At 46.4% G+C, this 19,790-nt stretch carries 14 protein-coding genes; 9 read left to right on the top strand and 5 right to left on the bottom strand.

What is annotated here, in order from left to right; genetic code table 11:
* Nucleotides 1–13 precede the first annotated feature (13 nt).
* Nucleotides 14–463 (bottom strand): hypothetical protein, encoded by a 450-nt coding sequence (locus GK091_RS09610; protein WP_170312637.1) that lies wholly within the window; start codon nt 461–463, stop codon nt 14–16.
* 705 nt (nt 464–1,168) lie between these two features.
* Between GK091_RS09610 and GK091_RS09605 the strand changes: the two genes are divergently transcribed.
* The 7 genes from GK091_RS09605 to GK091_RS09575 all read left to right on the top strand — a co-directional run bounded on the left by GK091_RS09605 (nt 1,169) and on the right by GK091_RS09575 (nt 12,147).
* Nucleotides 1,169–1,954 carry a response regulator transcription factor gene (locus GK091_RS09605; protein ID WP_164036740.1) on the top strand — a complete coding sequence of 262 codons (786 nt, stop codon included), beginning with the start codon at nt 1,169–1,171 and terminating at the stop codon, nt 1,952–1,954.
* Nucleotides 1,955–1,959: 5 nt separating this feature from the next.
* Nucleotides 1,960–2,796 (top strand): alpha/beta fold hydrolase, encoded by an 837-nt coding sequence (locus tag GK091_RS09600; RefSeq protein WP_164036738.1) that lies wholly within the window; start codon nt 1,960–1,962, stop codon nt 2,794–2,796.
* A gap of 879 nt (nt 2,797–3,675) precedes the next feature.
* Entirely contained in the window at nt 3,676–4,227 is a 552-nt protein-coding gene (locus tag GK091_RS09595; RefSeq protein ID WP_164036736.1) for a VOC family protein, read from the top strand.
* A 707-nt stretch (nt 4,228–4,934) separates the two neighbouring features.
* The gene (locus GK091_RS09590) at nt 4,935–6,626 is read left to right on the top strand and encodes a tetratricopeptide repeat protein (RefSeq protein ID WP_164036734.1); all 1,692 of its coding nucleotides are present in this window, start codon (nt 4,935–4,937) and stop codon (nt 6,624–6,626) included.
* Between the two features lie 270 nt (nt 6,627–6,896).
* Nucleotides 6,897–9,653, top strand: coding sequence for a TonB-dependent receptor (locus tag GK091_RS09585; protein WP_164036732.1), 2,757 nt, complete (start codon nt 6,897–6,899; stop codon nt 9,651–9,653).
* A 39-nt stretch (nt 9,654–9,692) separates the two neighbouring features.
* Nucleotides 9,693–10,964 carry a right-handed parallel beta-helix repeat-containing protein gene (locus GK091_RS09580; RefSeq protein ID WP_164036729.1) on the top strand — a complete coding sequence of 424 codons (1,272 nt, stop codon included), beginning with the start codon at nt 9,693–9,695 and terminating at the stop codon, nt 10,962–10,964.
* Nucleotides 10,903–12,147 (top strand): phytase, encoded by a 1,245-nt coding sequence (locus GK091_RS09575; RefSeq protein WP_246202181.1) that lies wholly within the window; start codon nt 10,903–10,905, stop codon nt 12,145–12,147. Before GK091_RS09580 ends, GK091_RS09575 begins: the two co-directional genes overlap by 62 nt.
* A 1,173-nt stretch (nt 12,148–13,320) precedes the next feature.
* Here GK091_RS09575 and GK091_RS09570 read toward each other — a convergent pair.
* Nucleotides 13,321–13,467, bottom strand: a complete 147-nt coding sequence (locus tag GK091_RS09570; RefSeq protein WP_164036727.1) for a hypothetical protein — start codon at nt 13,465–13,467, stop codon at nt 13,321–13,323.
* Between the two features lie 254 nt (nt 13,468–13,721).
* Between GK091_RS09570 and GK091_RS09565 the strand changes: the two genes are divergently transcribed.
* Nucleotides 13,722–14,288 (top strand): DUF4256 domain-containing protein, encoded by a 567-nt coding sequence (locus tag GK091_RS09565; protein ID WP_164036725.1) that lies wholly within the window; start codon nt 13,722–13,724, stop codon nt 14,286–14,288.
* Nucleotides 14,289–14,510: 222 nt separating this feature from the next.
* Here GK091_RS09565 and GK091_RS09560 read toward each other — a convergent pair whose 3' ends face one another.
* Together GK091_RS09560 and GK091_RS09555 are read right to left on the bottom strand one after the other, a co-directional pair.
* Nucleotides 14,511–14,999, bottom strand: a complete 489-nt coding sequence (locus GK091_RS09560) for a DUF2306 domain-containing protein (RefSeq protein ID WP_164036724.1) — start codon at nt 14,997–14,999, stop codon at nt 14,511–14,513.
* Nucleotides 15,000–15,538: 539 nt separating this feature from the next.
* The gene (locus GK091_RS09555; RefSeq protein ID WP_164036722.1) at nt 15,539–16,948 is read right to left on the bottom strand and encodes a TlpA family protein disulfide reductase; all 1,410 of its coding nucleotides are present in this window, start codon (nt 16,946–16,948) and stop codon (nt 15,539–15,541) included.
* A 312-nt stretch (nt 16,949–17,260) separates the two neighbouring features.
* On the opposite strand from GK091_RS09555, the gene GK091_RS09550 reads away from it, so the two are divergent.
* Complete coding sequence (locus GK091_RS09550) at nt 17,261–17,887, top strand: CPBP family intramembrane glutamic endopeptidase (protein WP_164036721.1); 627 nt, start codon at nt 17,261–17,263, stop codon at nt 17,885–17,887.
* Between the two features lie 380 nt (nt 17,888–18,267).
* Here the strand turns inward: GK091_RS09550 and nhaD are convergent, their stop codons facing one another.
* Nucleotides 18,268–19,563, bottom strand: coding sequence for a sodium:proton antiporter NhaD (gene nhaD / locus GK091_RS09545; RefSeq protein WP_164036719.1), 1,296 nt, complete (start codon nt 19,561–19,563; stop codon nt 18,268–18,270).
* Between the last annotated feature and the right edge of the window lie 227 nt (nt 19,564–19,790).

Raw genomic sequence — 19,790 nt, 5'->3', positions numbered from 1 at the left:
CTTACAGTTGTTATCAATCCTTCGATTGGGTGACCAAGTACTCTTCGTAACCCAGTTTTGGCATCAACGCTGTCGAAAACTGTTTGAAATATTCAGACGCTTGTTTTGCCCCGTACATTTTCCTGAGTAGCGACTCGATGTCATAATCAGCTCCGTCGATGTATGGGTCCATAATGAACAGGTAGGTATAAGATCCATCCGGACTCGCTTTGGTTGGATGCAACACTCGCGTCTGTCGAAAAACCTGTTTGTCTTTTTCAGCCGTGAGTTTCGACGCCCCTGCCCAGAATAGCTGATGGACAAACCGTTCATATTGTGCACGCTTATCAGATTTTACATGATAGCAGATCACCCAAACTTTCTGGCCGGGTTTGGCTATCTCACGAGATATCGGATTGGTTTGGGCCAGAATAGTATTGAGCGTAAATAACCCGAACAGAGAGGTAATAAAGAGAATTTTCATGGTATGCAGTGTTTATCTGACACAGTGAATGATGAAACGTACGCGACTGATCACAGTTGACGGATACTAGAATTGAAAGCTGGTGGGAACATACTATTGTGTAAAAGTCTGTTATGGAGATTGGATAGAAACGAAAAGCCTTCTTTTATAGATCATCTGGTTGCAACGATCCGGCCGCTGGCGGTAACAGGCGTTACCACACCTACTGGCTAACTTAAGCAGCCTTACCGACGCAGAACACATTCATAATTGTTCGATTAGTAACCATAGGCAGGTCTTTATCCAGACAGCCGAGGCCGCTGGTTCAGCATCGGACAGGGCCCGAAGCCGGCTCGTGCGATCGTTTGGTTTTGCAGCAATTGGCTGTATGGTTATCTGTGCATCTGTCAACAAAGATGAGGAAGGGGCCAGCTACAAACCATACCCTAAAAGAGGTATTTTCAGTACAACGCGTCAGATCATTTTTCATACAAGCCGTTTATCTGCCGGTCACTAGCGGGTAAAATCCTTTTAAAACGACTGGCGGGTCATCCTTTGCACATCGATAAGTAACCCTCCGTACTGATCAGGCATCTATAGCCATATTTAGACCGGTTGATTTAATCAATTTCAGGATTTCGGGCATCAGTTTGTTTGTAAGCGTATCTATAAATAGCTAATTTGCTGACGATTAGGTGTATAAGATAGTCGAAAAATCAGCTACTTATGAAGGTCGATCAGTATTCTAATTACAGACAGTATTTAAAGCAGTTGACGGAGAATAATCAATCCAGCAGCTGGGATTTTGGCATGTATGTTCGAGAAGCGGAACAGATGACTGCTTTCGCACGCCAGTCATCGACGTTGATCTTTGTGTTAGATTACGCCAAAAGGCACTACCCCTTTATAGACGTCAACACGCACCAATTGCTGGGGCATTCTAATGAAGCTTTTTATGAAGGAGGTCTTGAATATATGCTGCATTACAACCGCGATTTCAAGACTTTCAACGAGGATATGTACCGCGATCGGGCTACATTTCTGGATAAACACCGGGCGGATGATCTCTCGAAATACCGTTTTTCAATGAGCTATCGCATCAGGGGGAGCAAAGGCGAAGTCCGGACCGTGCTACAACAGACTACCATCATTCACACAACTGCGGATAACCAGCCAGCGGGTGTTCTGGGTTTTGCCTGGGATATATCCCGTCAGATGGATGGCCGAAAACTGATTCAGCAAATTGAACAGTTCAGTCCTGAGCAACAAAACTGGATAGTGCTGGTCGACAAGGCTTACTACCCGGATATTGACAAAGATCAATTATTAAGCAAGCGGGAAATCGAGATCCTGAAGTGGATCATTGCTGGTTATACCAGTCAGCAAATCGCAGACAAACTGTATATAAGCCTGCATACAGTTAGGACTCATCGGAAAAATATGCTCTACCGAACCAACACAAACAATTCCATGGAACTACGACTATTTGCCGAAAATTGTGGATTGCTCTAGCGCAGATGGATAGATCAAACGTTACGAATCGTTTTCTGCTCAGTCAGGGCAGACAAGTTTTTGTTCAGGAAAAATCGCTCGACAAGCCTGTCAAAATCGTATTCATTCATGGGCGCTGTTTATCGGTGCGTAGCTGGAAGCGACAGTTCGAGAGTGAGTTACTCGATCCGTTTGGATTAATTGCTTTTGATTTGTTCGGGCATGGCTCTTCAGATAATACGACGGATCTGCATTTGTACAGCCTTGCTGGATCGGTGCAGCTTCTGCTTGACCTGATCGACCAGTTACAACTTACCAATTTCATCCTGGTGGGTCATTCATTAGGTGGTCATATTGCGCTTCAGGCACTTCCCAGGCTGCCTTACTGTCGGGGCGTATTCTGCATGACGATGCCGTTGACAATACCGATCGACTTTGGGAAGATGTATTGCAATGTTAATTTATTGGTAAATGTTTACCAGGCTAACCCCACTCAAACGCAACTATCGGCTTATATAGACTCTCTTTTTCAGTCCAGTGCCAGCGAAAAGCCTCTCTTCGTCGAAGATGACTTTTTACGAACCGATCCCGCTGTTCATACGGGTATTCTACAAGGTTTGCTAGCGGGCGACTTTGGGGATGAAGTTGACCTCATCCGAACCAGCGGGGTTCCTGTTGCACTCGTTCAGGGAGAGCGCGAACAAGTGCACAGGCTGGATTATCTGAATGCGTTTGACCTTTCTTTGTGGCGTGAACAACCCTTATTGCTCCCAGCGGCTGGTCATATGGTCCAATGGGAAAATCCGGACCTTGTCAATAGCCTGCTGGTTTCGTTCATAGCTGAGGTAGTATCGAGTCAATAAGAGCGGATTGTAAGCGCTACACCGATGCTTTGTATTACCTAACGCACCAAAAGGGCCAGGATCTGTCTATGAACTCATCACGAGTAGGGCGCCGTTTGGCAAATTAGAAGTAAAGGCTTTCGTCGGCTATAACAGTCATGTTTGGTAACCTGGGCTTACCCGGCGTGTTGGCTATCTAACTCATTCAAGGCAGCGTTGAGCCGTTCAAACGTGCCGTCCGACTTCCAGGTGTTAGCATAGACGTAAACAGCCTGCCAAGGTAGCCAACAATCAGGCAGATTTCGTCATTGACCGCCCGTTCTAAGCAGCCACAAAATGATGTTAACAATCTGCCTTAGATCGTGCTTTCGTTTGCGTTTTTTCTAAAAGAAAGGCGAATCGGGTCGCCGGAGCGATTGCGGTCCATTGAGAGTCAATCAGTGGCTTCCACTATTTGGTCACGTCCTTGAAGTTTGGCGACCATAAAGTTGGCACGACTCTCAACCTTTCTCAATTCCCAAACACGTTCTTAGGGTCTCATCAGTGACATCTGTAATGTCTAACGAATGTTCATTTTACGAATCCCTATAACTCGGTTGGACAACTACACCCGTCCGTACTCAGTCATACAAATATTACAAAGCTGCAACGGTCAGTCGTTTTTGGTTTGTAACCCTCGTTTTACAAATTCTCGTAAATCGCTCCTAAATGAGACGAGAATGATTTCGATGTTAGAAAAGCGGGGTGGCAAGTCGGCTCCAGCAGTAAGTTCTGTACTTTAGCTAGCCTATTCGTGATCATATCTCCAATAAGAGTGCCAACATTGCAGTCGAGCACTGATTGAAAACATGTCGTCGATGCGCGTAGAGTTGAATTTAACAAGTTAAATAGATTAAGATCATGCCTCACAACACAGCGCCAACTATCAAGCTTGTACCAGACAGTTACACTGCTGTTACCCCCTGGATTATCACTTCATCGACCGATAAAATGATTGATTTTCTAGCGGTGGCTTTCGGCGCAGAAGAGATCCCAAGCCGTCGAATTAAAAATAAAGATGGGTTGATCATTCATGCTGTAGTGAAACTGGGCGATGCAATGCTAGTGCTCTTCGATTCGCGGGCAGGATGGGGACCTACGCCCGCTTTCCTAAATATCTATGTTGAAAACATTGAAAAAGCGTACCAGAAAGCGCTAGAATTGGGTGCCACGTCGGTGACGAAGATTACTCCGCTCTGGTTCGGCGAAAAGGTGTGCCGTATTCTAGACCCATTCGGCAATCTTTTATGGATCAACCAACGCATCGAAGAAGTAAATCTAACTGACCTAGAACTGGTTCGCCAACGCTCGTCAACACCGGAGGCTATAAAAAGTATCGCTTATATTCAGCAATCACTGGATGAGGGTTTGAAAAGGCAGAAACGCTTCCTGGATGATAAAGCTACCCGCTAATTTTTGGTTGGTATGCGACCAACCAGCGTTAGCACTAGTTAAAAATAATCGTTTCATATATTCATCCAACTTAAGACAAAGATTCATGTGTGTGCTTCCTGCATGGTGGAAGATACGATTCGTTTCATCAGTCGTTTACCGATCTTGATCAGTGTGCTGTTGCTACTGCCTGTTGGGGCGGGTTCAGCCCCGTCCTGTCAATCAATGCGGAACATATCCCCTTGGCGTCACGGAAGGGATTTCTGGTACTTCGAGGGGGCGTTGGCCACTCGCTGAGCCGCTCGGTGCTGTGTAGTTTGCCGCACGCGGTGAGCTGGAATATCCTGCTGAACGGCAAAACTAAAGGCTACCCCCCCCCGCCAGTGCCGCTAATTCCACGTTTTTAGAAGGGGGTGGGGTGTATGCCCTCTATATGCGGAAAGACTTCGGAACGGCCGACCTTTGAAGCCCACTGCTAGGGGTAAGGCATTATTTTCGCTATAATGTGCGGACTACGGGTTTCTGGAAAGCGCAATTAACGCCTTTGCTAACGGGTCAGTGGAGTCCGTGGTTAGGCTTCAGTTTTGGCCTGGTGTATGCCTTTAAAGAGAACACTTGATCTGATAGTTTGAACCAAGGCCGGGAGCGTACCCATTTAGTAACAAAAGCTTCACATTACGGAAGCATGACGAATTTCTATCTTTATAGATTCGATTAATCCCTACAGAATGTGTTTCGTTTATGTCCATAAGTCATGCTGTGCTCCCGGTCTTTGTCTGAAACTCGTATGCCTAGTCGCCTGGATTATTTTTTGCATTCCGGTATCAGCTCAGGTTCTTACCAATACGGAACAGCTATCCCGCGAGAATCCCGACTCGGCTTACCGGGTTGTTAAGGTCATGTTGGATAATTCCATTAACCAGAATGATAAACAGACCGAGGGGGATTGCCTGCAACAGATCGGGCTACTTTTATACCATCAGGGTAGTTATGTTCAGGCGATCGATTATCTTCTGCGGGCCCAGAAAATATTCCTCAATACCAGCGATGCAAACCGGCTAGCCCGTAATCGCAACGAGCTTGGCACCGTATACTATTATAACGAACAGGTCGACCGGGCAATGAACCAATTTAATGAGGCCCTTGCTTTTTATCGTCAACGGAACAATGCCGAAGGCCTGGCTCAGACCTATGCCAACATCGGGCATATTTACGAAAAACGACAGGCCCCCAAACAAGCTTATCATTACCAGAAATTAGCCTTGGCGAATAGTCAGGCGGTAAAGGATGTAACCAGCCTGACGAAGATTTATGAGAATCTGGGCAGTATTTTTGAAGATGAAGCCCAGTACGACTCTGCTCATTTCTACTATCAGAATGCGCTGGCCCTAGCTCAACAAACCCATGATGAGATTGGTCAGATTGAAATCATCAACAATCTCGGCGATATTTTCCGGAAAACGGGCCGTTATCAGCAAGGATTGAAACTCTCCCGCGAGGCTATGCAACGATCGCAACAAAAAGGCGAGTTATACCAGCTTAGTGCTGCTCTTCGCGACATTGCCAAAACGTATCGATTACTGAATCAGCCCGATAGTGCCTACGCCTATCTGGAACGAAGTCGTGATTTGGTCGATGCGATTTACGCGGCTGAAAACACCCGACAGATTACTTTATTACAAACCCTGTATGATGTTGAGCGGAAAGACAGCGAGATTGCACAGTTGAATGCCCAAAAGCAAATCGACTTCACGATCATTATCGCTGCCAGTATTGTATTAGTCTTAAGTGGTGTTCTTGGCGCAGTAATCATCAGTCGGCAGCGACTGAAAATCAGGAACGAACAGGCGCTCAATCAGCAAAATCAGCAAATTTTTCAGACCCAGAACGAACTGATGCAGGTTGAGCTAAAGAACCAGCAGTTGGAAGAGGAAAATCTGAAAGGACAGCTTGACTTAAAGGGCAAGGAACTGACTACCCATACGCTACAAATCATTCAGAAAAATCAGGTGTTGGAAGAACTGAAAGGAGACCTGAACGCTATCCTGAAAGATGAGAAGAGAGATCAGAAGAAGCAACTCCGGCAACTGGTAGAAAAAATTAATCTGAACTTTAGTCAGGATAAATACTGGGTTGACTTCAGAACCATTTTTGATCAGGTTCATCCCCACTTTTTCACCCAGTTAACGCAACGGTTTCCTGATTTAACTGCTACCGATCTGCGTCTGATTGCCTTACTGAAAATGAATATTAGTTCGGCCGATATTGCCACGCTGCTCGGAATTTCATTAGATAGCCTACGGGTATCTCGCTACCGGCTGCGCAAAAAAATCGGACTTGCCGAAGGAGAATCGCTCTCTGCTTATATTCAGCGCTTCTCTTCTTCCGCATTTCCACCTCCCGAAAATAGCCTGATTTAGCTGCTTTCACGACACGTCACAATTAGGAAACAGTTTGGTAACAATAACATAATGGCTATTGCATATAAAGACAACCTATTGAATATCAAGTATTTACTTTAAAAATATTTCGCTTGTTGCCTGTCTGTCTACGCTCGTAAACGCCTTGTTGCCTTTTTGTTCATGGGTTAGATTTGCCCGACTCCTCCCCTTACCCTCACCTTTGCGACACAATTAAACGCAGCCGTTGCCAGTAGGCTGGTTTGTGATTAGTTGTCATTCGCAAACAGTATGAACCGACTATTACTGACAATCGCTTGCCTACTTCTCGTACTAAATGTGCGGGGCGGTATAATCCGGGGGCGGGCCATTGATGCCTCCACTGGTCAGCCCGTAATTGGGGCGACACTCATTCTGGAGAATACCAAACTCTACAACGTGTCGGGCTTAGATGGCTCCTATTTAATTAAAAACGTACCTACCGGAACATATAAAATTAGTATAAGCTACGTCTCGTACAAAACAACCACGCGCGTCATTGAGGTAACAAGTTCTGAGCAGGTAATCACACTGGACGTATCACTGGAGACTGAAACCGATCGCCAGATTACCGAGGTTACGGTAAAAGCCAAACGCGATGGCAGTAGCGACCGCACCGCCCGTGACCTTGAGCGCAATGCTTTACAAGTGACCAACATAGTATCGGGTCGAACCATTGAGCTCTCCCCCGATTTGACGGTTGCCAACGTAATTCAGCGTGTATCAGGCATATCTATCGAGCGTAACAGCAATGGCGACGGACAGTATGCCATTCTGCGTGGCATGGACAAACGGTACAACTATACGCTGGTCAACGGGGTGAAGATTCCTAGTCCCGATAACCGGTATCGGTACGTACCACTTGACATTTTTCCTGCTGAACTCCTCGACCGACTTGATGTGTACAAAGCGCTCACCCCGAGTATGGAGGGCGATGCCATTGGAGGAGCCATCAACTTGGTGATGAAAGACGCACCCGACCGCCCAACCATTCTAGCGAACATCTCATCGGGTTATAGCGAACTGTTTTTTGATCGCCCGTTTGCTGGTTTTGATACGAAGAACATCAACTCACAGTCGCCTTACGAGCAATTTGGGCGTCAGTACATCGCTAAATTCTCGGATTTCAACAAGGCATCCACGACTTATTCCAGCCAGGCTCCACCACCGAATTTACTGGGCAGTTTTGCGGTAGGCAATCGATTTTTCAATCGGCGGTTTGGGATTATGCTGGCCGGAAGTTTACAGAATACTTACCGGGGTAGTAACAGCCTGTTCTTCACTGGTGATGTGGTGGACACACTCCGGGGTGTTACCCTCACGAAACAAAGTGAACGACAATTTTCGGAACGGCAAACCCGCTACGGTATCCATGCCAAGATGGATTTTCGTGTGAATGAGCGTAACAAAATCCAGTGGTTCAACGCGCTGATTAGCCTGACTAATCAGCAAATACGGGAGACGAAAACAACCGAACTAGGTATTGGTGGATTCGATCCGGTATTAGGCAATGCAACCCTTGGCTATGAAACCCGCTCGCGCCTGACGAAGCAGAAGATTTATACCAGTACCCTTCAGGGTACACATCAGGTCAATTCGGTTTTTGCCATTAACTGGTCGGCGGTGTATTCCTCGGCCACCAGTGAAGTTCCTGATCAAACCTATGTTCCGTTATTGGGTATCCGCAAGAATTTTTTGGAGCAACGGACTACCGTGCAGGATGGACAACGGCGATGGGAGCACAATACTGACAATGACCTGGCGGGTTATTTGAATCTGACACTGAAAAGTAAGCTGGCTGGCATAGCCGTTGACTGGCTGGCTGGTGGATTATACCGCGATAAGCAGCGCACTAACTTTTACAATAATTATACGCTCCGACCAAGCAATCCATTCGCTCAATACGGGGTTGATTTCACAGACTACAATCAGATTGCCTGGACCATTCAGAACCCACTGGGCTCCGTCGCTTCGGCCCTGAATTATGATGCTACAGAGACGACAACATCCGGTTATCTGCAATTCCGCACCACTGATCAGCCACTTGAAGTAACCGGCGGTGTTCGCCTTGAACACACTGATCAGGGATACGCCATGAAGTTCCCGATTGGTGAAGACAATCCAACCGGAAGCCAGATTTATACCGATGTGCTCCCGAGTTTGCACGTTCGCTACCGGCCAGATGAACGGACGAACTGGCGGCTGTCGTACTTCCGGTCGCTGAACCGGCCCGGCTTTTTCGAGATCGTTCCCTATCGGATTGTCAATGAAGAATATCAGGAACGGGGTAACCCAAATTTGAAACGGGCCATTGCCGACAACGTTGACCTTCGGTATGAGTTTTTCCCCCGTCCGCTGGAGCAGTTTATGGTTGGTTTATTCTACAAACACATTCAGGACCCGATTGAATATACGCTGCAAAAAGACGCAATCCGGGGACAGGATTTGTACTACGGACCGGGTAACTTCGGGAATGCAACGAACCTCGGGCTTGAGATAGACGCCATCAAATATTTCCGTCAGTGGGGTATTAAAGCCAACTATACGTACACGCACTCCAGCATCACGACACCCAAGTCGAAGCGAATTCGAAATGCGCAGGGCGACCTGGAAACCATCACCGTCAACCAGACGCGGGCACTCTATGGACAGTCGGCGCACATCGCGAACCTATCATTACTCTATAAAGACACGCAACACGGTTGGGATGGTCAGCTAGCAGCTAGCTATACCGGTCCCCGCATCAATACCGTGTCGCAGTTTGTTGACAACGACCTGTATCAGAAAGGTTTCGTTCAAATGGATGCGTCCATCGAAAAGAAAGTGGGCAAAAGTTTCCTGCTGTTTGCCAAGGCCAATAACCTGCTTAATACACCAACAGAGATTTTCATCAAAAACGTAAACAGCAAAAATTCGGATGTGCCGAATCAGGATGAATCCGGCAAAACCCTCATTCGACGCGACTTCTACCAACGCTCCTATCTGCTGGGGATTCGATATAAATTGTAAAGATAAGTTAACTAACGAGTTCATAATCAATAACTAATAATGAAACAAGTAATTATTCTAGCTGCCCTGTCGGCTGCAATACTAGTCGGTTGCTCCAAGAGCAGCGATGACAATAACACCGTAACGCCTTCGACAACGCCCATTGTGAAAGAAGCTGTATCGGGTGATGTATCAGGGACCTGGACCAAAGGCAATACCTATAAAATTACTGGGCATTTGCAGATTCCAGCCAGCACGTCATTGGTCATTGAGGAAGGAGTTAGCGTAATCTTTAGCGACTCGACGGTGAAACCTGAGTTGATCGTGAAAGGCAATCTATACGTGATGGGCACGTCGGCCAACCCGGTAAAATTCACGGTACCCGATGCCTGGAAAACAACGGCTAATCAGTGGGGTAACTTGTGGGGCGGCATTATTGCGGCACCAACTTGTACCGAACTGTTGATCGACAACGCCATTCTTGAGTATGGCGGAGCCGTAACGACAGAGAGTTCACCGTCCGTAAAAGCGGGCCTGTACAAGGCAGCCGCCGGTAATCACGTACCAGCCGTAAACTACTCGAATGTCAATGGAAAGCTGGTTATTGTAAATAGCCGATTGAATAATCAGAACGAAGATGGTTTTTACATCGAAGGCGGCAAGGTGATCATTGCCAATAACAAAATTTACACGCAAGGTATATCAGGTGGTGATGCCATCAATATCAAATCGGGGGTTCAGGCCGATGTCGCGTTTAACACGATCTATAGCCCAAACACGAACGCGCTGAAACTCTCCAACACCGGTGATCGTGTACCGCAGGCTTACGTGATTGCTTACAACAACACGATCCTGAATGCAGGCTGGCGTCGGCCAACCATTAAAGGTGGGTCGATCTGGGTAGAAATTGCCGTTCGGGCGGAGCTGTACAACAACTTGCTGGCAAACGACCGGTTTGGTATTAAGCGCGATCCTAAAAACCCGGAAGATGCCCGTTCTAAAGTGAGCAATAATCTGTATTACAACTATACGGCCGAAGGCGTAACAAATTTTCAGCCCTCCTCGGAAATCCTGACCGGTACGAACGATGTCATCAGCAAGACTGCGGGCGATAACAATCCGAAGTTTGTCAATTACCCGCTAAATACGGACCAGAAAAACGCAACCTTCAACACAGCCTGGGATTTCCGTTTGCAATCAGGATCACCAGCCATTGGTAAAGGCATCACAACGTTCACACGGTTATATGCTGACGGCATTTCGTTTGCCAATGGCACACTCTATAAATCACCTGCGCCATCAACAACCATTGGTGCTTCAGGTACGAATTAATAATCAACCTATTTCCTGTGGTGTCGGTTTTGAAAAACCGACACCACTCTGGTTTCCCCATTTTTATCGTCTTTTATTGATGACACAGCGCCATTCCTGGAGTTTATGGGTTCATAAACAACTTACGTCTTCAGTTGCCTGTCTATTGTTACTGCTTTCGGCCTGCCAGCAGCCTGCCGCGCAATCAACTAATTCAGAAACCGCCCAGACATCTGTCATTCAGCCCGTATACATCACCGACACGGTTCGGCACGATACCGACGATCCGGCCATCTGGATTAACGCTGCCGATCCCACAAAAAGTCTTGTTATTGGCACCGATAAGGACCAGGACGGTGGTCTATACGTGTTTAACCTTCAGGGTAAAATTGTTCGGGAAATTCACGGCCTCAAGCGGCCTAATAACGTCGATATTGCCTATGGCCTATTGCTGGGTGGCCAGCCAACTGACATTGCCGTCACCACCGAACGATTCACGCATAAGCTCCGAATTTTCGCGCTACCCGACATGAAACCCGTTGATAACGGCGGTCTTGATATGTTCGTTGGCGATACCGCCAATGGTTTTCGGGACTTAATGGGTATTGCGCTTTATAAAAATCCGTCGGGGGTATTGTATGCGATGGTTGGCCGAAAAACGGGTCCTACCAACGGGTCTTACATTGGCCAATATAGGCTCGAAGACAATGGTAAAGGCCAGGTCAAGGCCACACTCGTACGGAAATTTGGTCTGTACAGTGGCAAGAAAGAGATTGAATCCATTGCGGTAGATAACGAACTGGGCTATGTCTACTACTCTGACGAAGGCGTTGGCGTTCGCAAATACTACGCTGATCCTGAAAAGGGTAATAAAGAATTAGCCCTTCTTGCAAAAACAGGTTTTACCGAAGACCACGAAGGAATTTCGATCTATAAAACAGGGCCTAAAACGGGTTATTTGCTTGTTTCGGACCAGGGGGCGAATCAGTTCCATATCTTTCGACGCGAAGGTGAATCGGGTAATCCGAATGACTATAAAGTACTGAAAGTAGTAAAAGTAGCCGCTCAGGTTAGCGATGGTTCCGACGTAACGAATATCCCATTAGGTAAGCAGTTTCCACATGGGTTGTTCGTAACCATGTCGGAAGGGAAAACGTTTCATTACTACCGCTGGGAGGATATTGCCGGCAAGGATCTGAAATGAAAAGCAACATTCGGGAAATTTGGAAACCAGCACCCAGAGTTATCCTAAGCTCCGGACTTCTAGAATGACTACTGATCACACGGTAAAGCTTCTATTGATTTAGTTGCCAAATCAGTGGAAGTTTTAGCGGCAATACCGACCTCGGTATTACCTGTTTAAGGTAAGTAATGGACCAATTCGACCCGCCAATTGCTGTGGGCAAGGCCGGGTGCTCCTGAGTATTACCTATTGATAGTACGCGGTCGTATCGAGGTCGTAGTTGGCCACTTGTCCCAGAGTGACAATACGTGTATTTGCTCTATGTCCTATGCTGTATCGGGTCGGTAGCAGGCTTTCAAGTGCTCACATGCCCATTCGCTGTCTGTGTGGGTAGGCTCCGCTAGTAGCTGCGTTGTCGCTTGGTTCGTATCACATTCATCATTACACAATCTTACAACGGTTCGTCTATTGTTCTTTTTTAACCAGTATACCTGAACAGACAGGTGTACCATATGTACCGCGATTCCAGCCAATGGAGGAGGTTTACCGGTCTAGGTATACCTCGTCGAGGAGTCGTATGAGGCCAAATTGATCGTCACAATCGTTACAAACGTATCGGGTGTACCTATGAATAATTGGGTACACCCGATACGACGTTGTCGTGTAGTATGAAGTAGCGGAGGTACCAGTGGGACTATTGATTGGTTTACGTAGGTATCTTAAATGGTAGTACTACTCCCGTTCTGACTTACTTGGTACATCCTCCACAAATTGGCGAGTAGAGCCTGAAACGAATTGGCATGCCTATGTCAGGGCCTAGAAAGTCCAGGCAACTCATACAGGTTCAGCCCTACTTCGCCGACGCAAAATAACCTGTCTGGCATTTTATACGGGTATCCCCAAAAGAGCGCTTAACGATATCGTTCGCCTTTCCGACTTAGGCCTACTCCCCTTAATTCGCTTTTACCGGAAACAACTTCTCATCGACCTCCGTGCCCTGTCCGGCGATTCGACACCAGCCATTGGCCATCTTGTGATACACTTCTAGTCGCCTTACCTTCAAATTCACCTCATGGTCATCTACTACCAACTGGACGCACAGATTTAAAAACCACTTTCTCCTTGGCTTGTGCTCCTTGCCATTGTTGGTGCGAAAAGGAACTATCACCTTTAGGACCAACCGCAATGAAATCACTACCCATCAATGGGCACTTCGGGTTTTCGCTGCTGCATCAGCTCCCTAATTTCCTGCCGTTCTTTGGCATAGCTGATGGTATCGATCTGAGCAAAGACCTTGCCGCTGGTTACCATGGCTAAAAAGAGCACGAGTATATTTTTCATAGACGAGTCGTTTTATTCAACGTTAAATGGAGCAACGAAAAGACCGACATCGAGAGCGACTTTTCTGCGCAAAATCTTGCTGTTATTTGCTGATCTGTCACCACACTAAACACGCTGACTAGTAATCGTATGAATGCTACTTTGTCTCAGTTCGAGGAGCTATTCCTCTCATTGTTGCTGCTAATCCTAACGGTGGTATCGTGGTATTTCAGACTTACGGAACGGAAAATTGTTGTCATTAATCAATAAATGCTATGAACACGAAGAAACAGGAATTATCATCCCAACAACGTCAAGAACTACTCAACGTATTGGAAGCCCGTTTTGAAAAAAACAGGAACCGTCACCCAGGTCTTGATTGGGCTTCAGTACAGACCAGGCTAGAAGCTAATCCTGACAAACTATGGTCACTCAGTGAAATGGAACGAACCGGTGGTGAACCGGATATTGTTGGTCAGGATAAACAGACGGGCGAATACATCGTTTACGACTGCTGTGCGGAAAGTCCTAAAGACCGCCGAAGTGCCTGCTATGATCGCCAGGGGCAGGAGTCCAGGAAAGCGAACAAACCGGACAACAACGCGATGGATATGGCTGCGGCAATGGGCATTGAGTTGTTAACCGAAGTGCAATATCGGGCCTTGCAGCAAGTTGGACCGTTCGATACGAAAACATCGAGCTGGCTGAAAACTCCGGCTGATATCAGAGAGTTGGGTGGTGCCTTGTTTGCGGATTACCGTTACGGCCATGTTTTCGTGTATCATAGCGGTGCAGAATCTTACTATGGAGCCAGGGCATTCCGTGGCTCGCTAAGACTATAAATGCGGCTACTATTATAAAGCATTTGCTCATACAACAAGCTCAACTAACCCTCCCAAATGAGACGGTTGAGCCATCATACAAATGCTTCAAAAAAATGAGTTTGGCTGTTTTCTATTCGTGCATAAAACTGATCTTAAGTGGCGGTGTTGCTAAATCATTCCAATCCGGCAGTAAGACATCACCTACTATGCACCTGTATATAGACAATTAGTGCCTATCTTTTAGCTATTGTGTCGTTCGGGGGAGTACCAATGAGGGAGCCGAGACGCATGCCGGCGTATCAGGTAGCCCCCTGCCAGCGCTGTTAGTAGCATCGAAAGAAAGACAACAGGCCAAAACTGATCTATCGGTAGCAGGCGGGTAAAGGTTTCAGCCCAAAAACCCGCATACAAACCCACCACCGACCAATTCATGAAGTTGTAATGCCAATAAATCCAGTTGGGAATCCGCTTACGCAGAAAGACGGGAAGCATTCCCCCAGCCAACCCCACTAAGCTCATGGCGGCTAGCCAATGAAAGGGGCCGAATTTACCGGTTAAATGATACACTTGGAAAGCGGTCAGGTTCAAGGTAAGCATACTCGCGATGTAGGTATATCCCAGTCGCTTATGGAGCCACCCCCCTTTTGTATTCAGAAAAACAAAGGTACCGGTTAGGATGGCCAATAAAGCCGCTAACAGATGCACCAAACCGGCAATAGAGTGAAACATAAGGAGAAATGAGGGACGAACTTATGCGACAAAAATAGGTCTTGCATCGCTCTCTTCCGGATTATTTAGGACCAACCTGGTTTATTGACAGGTCAATGGGTCAATTTGTAGCGTGAACTTCGCTCGTGTTCTGTTTAGGCTGAGTTTGCTTGCGAAATCCGTCCCTTGTCATTAAACAATGTATTTTTTTGAACACGTTGAATTAATCTCAACAAATGCTCCCAAAAATGAGAGTAAGGCATGTTCATGTATCTGCTTCGAGAAATGGGTGTTTTATGATGAAGTAGTTAACCCACTTAAGACATTCAACTGCTGTTATAGAATCCGCCACCTACCCCCATTAGGTGCCCTTAAACCGGTAACTCCTATAAATGTGGTGGGCTTTACAGAGCAGTTTAGTTGACGACAAAAACGCCCATCTACCTAAGGATACTTAGTATCAATCCTTTTAAGGAACTTATGAGCCACTTGTTTTTTATTACCGCTGCCTTGCCCTGACCCGCCCCAGATAAAGGCTTCACAGCAAATGACGCCAATTTTTAGTTACTCCCTGCGGCCAAGGCCTGTTCAATTTTCGCAGTAATACCTTGACTGGGACGGTCGGCGAAGTTTTCGATAATGTTTCCGTCGGCACCGATTAGCACATAATGAGGATAGGTGCTCACAATGTAGTTCTCACTCAACGTTTTGGTCCACGCACGGTTGGCGTACAGATCAATGGTTTTTAAGCCAAACCGTTTCGATGCCGCTTTCCACTTGGGCAATTGTTGGTTATCGGCCGCTCCTGGTGTGCCAATGCAGATACTTACAATTTTGACTGGTTTACCTTTAAACTGCTCAACCAGTTTGTTTTCATAAGGCATTTCCTTGATACATGCCCCACAGGTCGTGAACCAGAAACTCAGGTAAACCACTTGGCCTTTGTACTGCTTGAGGGTGATCAGCGAATCATTCGCATCGACTAAAGCAAAATTGGGTGCCTTATCACCAGACCGTAGAAACTTCACATTGCTGCTAGCGCGTTGCCTGATGTAATCGACGAGGTGTTGATAGTGAGCGGGGAATGGTTTATTGAACTTTGTCTTAACCCAGTTTGGATTGTCAACCGAGCCGCTCAGTTCCCAAATTTCAAAAAAAGAGCCTAGGTTTAGGCCCAATTGCTGTTTGGCGTAATCCAGCAGACCTTGCGATGAGAGGACTTGTTTATCCTGACGCATCTGCCAGAAGAGTTGTTCACGCAAAAATCGCAGATAGTCATATTGGTACATGACAGCCTCATTCTTGACCTTAATTCTGTTTTTAAAGGCGTAATACGAGTCAGGGATCACCTGTTTTTTCTTTTGATAGTCGGTCTGGTACCAAACCATGTATACTCTAAGCCAGGCGTCTGAGTAATTTAGTGCATTTGTTTCGTACGTTTTGAACCAATCGGGTAACGTGTGCTTCGTCTGATAATCCAGCCAGAACTGAACCTGTTTTTGGTAGGTTTCATCCATCATTTTCTTAAAAGGAACGAGATTGACCGCCCGCATTCCCTCATTCATACAGGCCTGTATGGGATCATTCAGCGCTTGGGTTTTAGCCTGATAATACTGTTGGACTTCCTTGTTTTTGCCCACAAAGGTGACCAATAGCTGTTTATGACCCTCACCCCGTTTCGCTAAAATGGAGAGATGAATTGTATCTCCAGGTGCCCCTACGAGTAAATAAGTCGAATCGGCAATGGTCAGAAACGATTGGCCTACGCTCCTAAATGAGCTGTTTACGTATATTTCACTTCGGTTCACCGTTACAGAGTCCCGAACAGAACTCACATCATACTGAGGGAAGCTATGGTAGGTATCTAACTTTACCAGAAAAGTTTGGGCTTGTGGCACTGACTTAATGTGCACCGTAAGCACCCCCGCTAGATCCAATTTCGGAAGCAGTGCTTCCTTAGACTGGGCCATACAGATGGTTAAATTAAAAACGAGCACGAAAGCAGTCTGAAATGATTTCATTTTAGCTCCAGATTAAGTGAGGAACAAGGGAGAACAAATGTAAACTAAAAATCTAGTTTACTAGTGATACCCCATTTTTTATTTCTAATGAACTGGTTTGTAGCGAGAGCGGATGCGTTTAGGTTGGTATTGACCATGTGCTACGAATTGCATCAAAAAATCATTACCTTATAAAACGCTTCCCAAGATGAGATGAAGGCATTCCTGTTTTTGCTTCCCAAGTCGGGCTTAGCAATCGACTGAATTGGCTAAATTACCTTGATGAATGACTATTTAATCCTGACCGTTGGCTGCTTACTTTTGGCACTACTCGGATTTATTGGCGGTAGGACGCGCCTACTGAATGACAAAATTTACATTCCACTCGCCTTGAGCAGCTTCATCTTCGCCGGATTATATGCTATTCAAGTGACGCGTCCAGTTGTGGTGCCCTTGTTGGGATTCAACGACAAACTGAATCATGTCCTATTTTATGATTACGGAAATGGGCTTTTGGGGCTGCTGCCCTTAGCACTTGCCCTCCTGTTTATCGGCAAGTATTGGCTAAAAATGAATTATAATGACCAGTGGAGTGGAACGACTAGGTATACGTTCCCTTCGTTAAGATATAGACTTATGGCCGGGCTTATACTAGCTTCTATTCCCTTACTGATCGCTGCTTCAACGGGACAAATCTTCAGTTCTAAAGTCGACATGTATAGTTATAGTATCAATGGGGTTACCAATCTGTATGAAGAGATCATTTGTCGAGGGTTGCTGCTAGCCTGTTGCGTTCGCTACTGGACTCGACTTTGGGCTGTGGTGTGGACGTCGGTGGTGTTTGGCCTAGCCCACGGGTTAACCGAAAAGAGTCTAGCCATTGCATTAGGGGCTGGGCTAATGGCTTGAGCCGTGTTAAAGGCAAAAAGTATGTGGGCCGGTTGGACTAGCCATCAGCTGACGGATCTGATAGTGGATACGTTTTTACCCTAACCGAGTAAGGTGGTTGATTCGTCGGGTTAAATGGGTAGCTACAGAGTAAGCCGCCGTGGCTGGTTCAGCGGCTGTTCCCAGGGGGTGGATGGCTCGTGGACTTCGGCAGATTTTCTCAGCCTGTATCTGCCCTTACCGATCTCAGATAATACTCCCTTCTGAGACGATTGGGTGTCAATAATTCGGGCGTTTGGTTAAACACCTGCATAGCGACAAAATCGACGCCTTTTTGAGGAGTTATTGAGCACAACTTCTACCGTTGCTACCTGTCCTACACCAGCATACGCTAGCAATATTTAGTGATGAGTGAGTGCATAAATACCTAGATAAACGACGGCCCCAGCTATGTATCCTAACAAAGCTAGTCCGCTGATGCGTCGCAAATACCAGCCGAATTCTAATTTCTCCATCCCCATCACGGCTACCCCAGCCGCTGAACCAATTACTAATAAGCTGCCTCCTGTACCTGCCGTGTAGGCCAAAAACTCCCACAACTTGGCATCTGTCGGATAGGTGCTTAGATCATACATACCCATCATGGCGGCTACAATCGGGACATTGTCAACGATCGCTGAAGCTACGCCAATCAATAACACAATTAAGTCCAAATCACCAATCCACTTATTGAGACTAGCAGCGACAGCAGTTAAAGCGCCAGTTGATTCCAGCGTTCCCACCGCTAACAAAATGCCCAGAAAGAACAAAATACTTGGAACATCCACTTTACTCAATGCATAAGCGGCTGTATAACGCTTTCGGTCCTGCTCATCTTTGTCGGCATGAATGATCTCCGAGATGCCCCAAACCATACCTAACGCCAATAACATGGGCATGTAAGGAGGCAAGTGAGTCACGGTCTTAATAATTGGCACCATGACAATGGCAGTTAATCCAGCCGCAAACACAATGCGCCGGTCACGCCGTTGAACAGGGGTGACATACGGTCGGCTAACTCCCTTCTGAATGAAGGAACCTGTTGATAGGGAAGGCTTAAAAGACACACTTAACCACAGCAAAGGAGCCAGTAGACAGATCAAACTGGGCAGAAACAGCTGGCTACTAATAGTCGCGGTGGACACTTGTCCTCCAATCCATAGCATCGTGGTGGTCACATCACCAATGGGTGACCAAGCTCCACCGGCATTAGCGGCAATGATAATCATACCGGCTATGAGTTTACGCTCTTCTGCATTCTTGACGAGCTTTCGGGTAACCGAAACCATAACAATGGCGGAGGCCAAATTATCGAGTAAGGCAGAGAGGATGAACGTGATCCCACTGATAAGCCATAACAGCACTTTAGGATTACGGGTGGCAATGCGATCCGTAATGATAGTAAAGCCATCATGAATGTCGATTAACTCGACAATGGTCATCGCTCCCAAAAGAAAGAACAGGATTTGAGCAATCTCTATGAGATGATGGCTTAGATGCTCTAGGACGGGTTCGGGAGCAGTAGCAGAGATAACATAGACAATCCAGCAAAGTACACCCGTAATTAATGCTGTTGCTGTCTTGTTGAAGCGGATGGGATGTTCAAGCGTGATGAGGAGATAGCCCAGAACAAAAATGATGGTTATAGTTGTAATCATATTGATTACAAGCTAGGCTATAAGAGGCAAGTTTCCTAGGTTCGATTAGAAAATCCTTAGATTATACCACATGGATGAGTATGCGATGAATCACATTGGATAGCTATTCAAAGAGATTACTGTCTCATTAAAGGCTCCTCCCTGAGACAATAAAACCATCATGAATCTGACTATAGGATAGATTCTAATTGAAAATCAAAGACAACTATTGGCCGAGCAAAGGACAA

Source organism: Spirosoma agri, from assembly GCF_010747415.1.
Lineage (GTDB): Bacteria > Bacteroidota > Bacteroidia > Cytophagales > Spirosomataceae > Spirosoma > Spirosoma agri.
This window is presented reverse-complemented; position numbering and strand designations above follow the sequence as displayed.

Coding starts and splice junctions, on each gene's coding strand:
- GK091_RS09575 (WP_246202181.1), top strand. CDS start 10,903: ATGGCACACTCTATAAATCACCTGCGCCATCAACAACCATTGGTGCTT.
- GK091_RS09610 (WP_170312637.1), bottom strand. CDS start 463: ATGAAAATTCTCTTTATTACCTCTCTGTTCGGGTTATTTACGCTCAAT.
- GK091_RS09580 (WP_164036729.1), top strand. CDS start 9,693: ATGAAACAAGTAATTATTCTAGCTGCCCTGTCGGCTGCAATACTAGTC.
- GK091_RS09585 (WP_164036732.1), top strand. CDS start 6,897: ATGAACCGACTATTACTGACAATCGCTTGCCTACTTCTCGTACTAAAT.
- GK091_RS09560 (WP_164036724.1), bottom strand. CDS start 14,999: ATGTTTCACTCTATTGCCGGTTTGGTGCATCTGTTAGCGGCTTTATTG.
- GK091_RS09590 (WP_164036734.1), top strand. CDS start 4,935: ATGTGTTTCGTTTATGTCCATAAGTCATGCTGTGCTCCCGGTCTTTGT.
- GK091_RS09570 (WP_164036727.1), bottom strand. CDS start 13,467: ATGAAAAATATACTCGTGCTCTTTTTAGCCATGGTAACCAGCGGCAAG.
- GK091_RS09565 (WP_164036725.1), top strand. CDS start 13,722: ATGAACACGAAGAAACAGGAATTATCATCCCAACAACGTCAAGAACTA.
- GK091_RS09605 (WP_164036740.1), top strand. CDS start 1,169: ATGAAGGTCGATCAGTATTCTAATTACAGACAGTATTTAAAGCAGTTG.
- nhaD (WP_164036719.1), bottom strand. CDS start 19,563: ATGATTACAACTATAACCATCATTTTTGTTCTGGGCTATCTCCTCATC.
- GK091_RS09550 (WP_164036721.1), top strand. CDS start 17,261: ATGAATGACTATTTAATCCTGACCGTTGGCTGCTTACTTTTGGCACTA.
- GK091_RS09595 (WP_164036736.1), top strand. CDS start 3,676: ATGCCTCACAACACAGCGCCAACTATCAAGCTTGTACCAGACAGTTAC.
- GK091_RS09600 (WP_164036738.1), top strand. CDS start 1,960: ATGGATAGATCAAACGTTACGAATCGTTTTCTGCTCAGTCAGGGCAGA.
- GK091_RS09555 (WP_164036722.1), bottom strand. CDS start 16,948: ATGGCCCAGTCTAAGGAAGCACTGCTTCCGAAATTGGATCTAGCGGGG.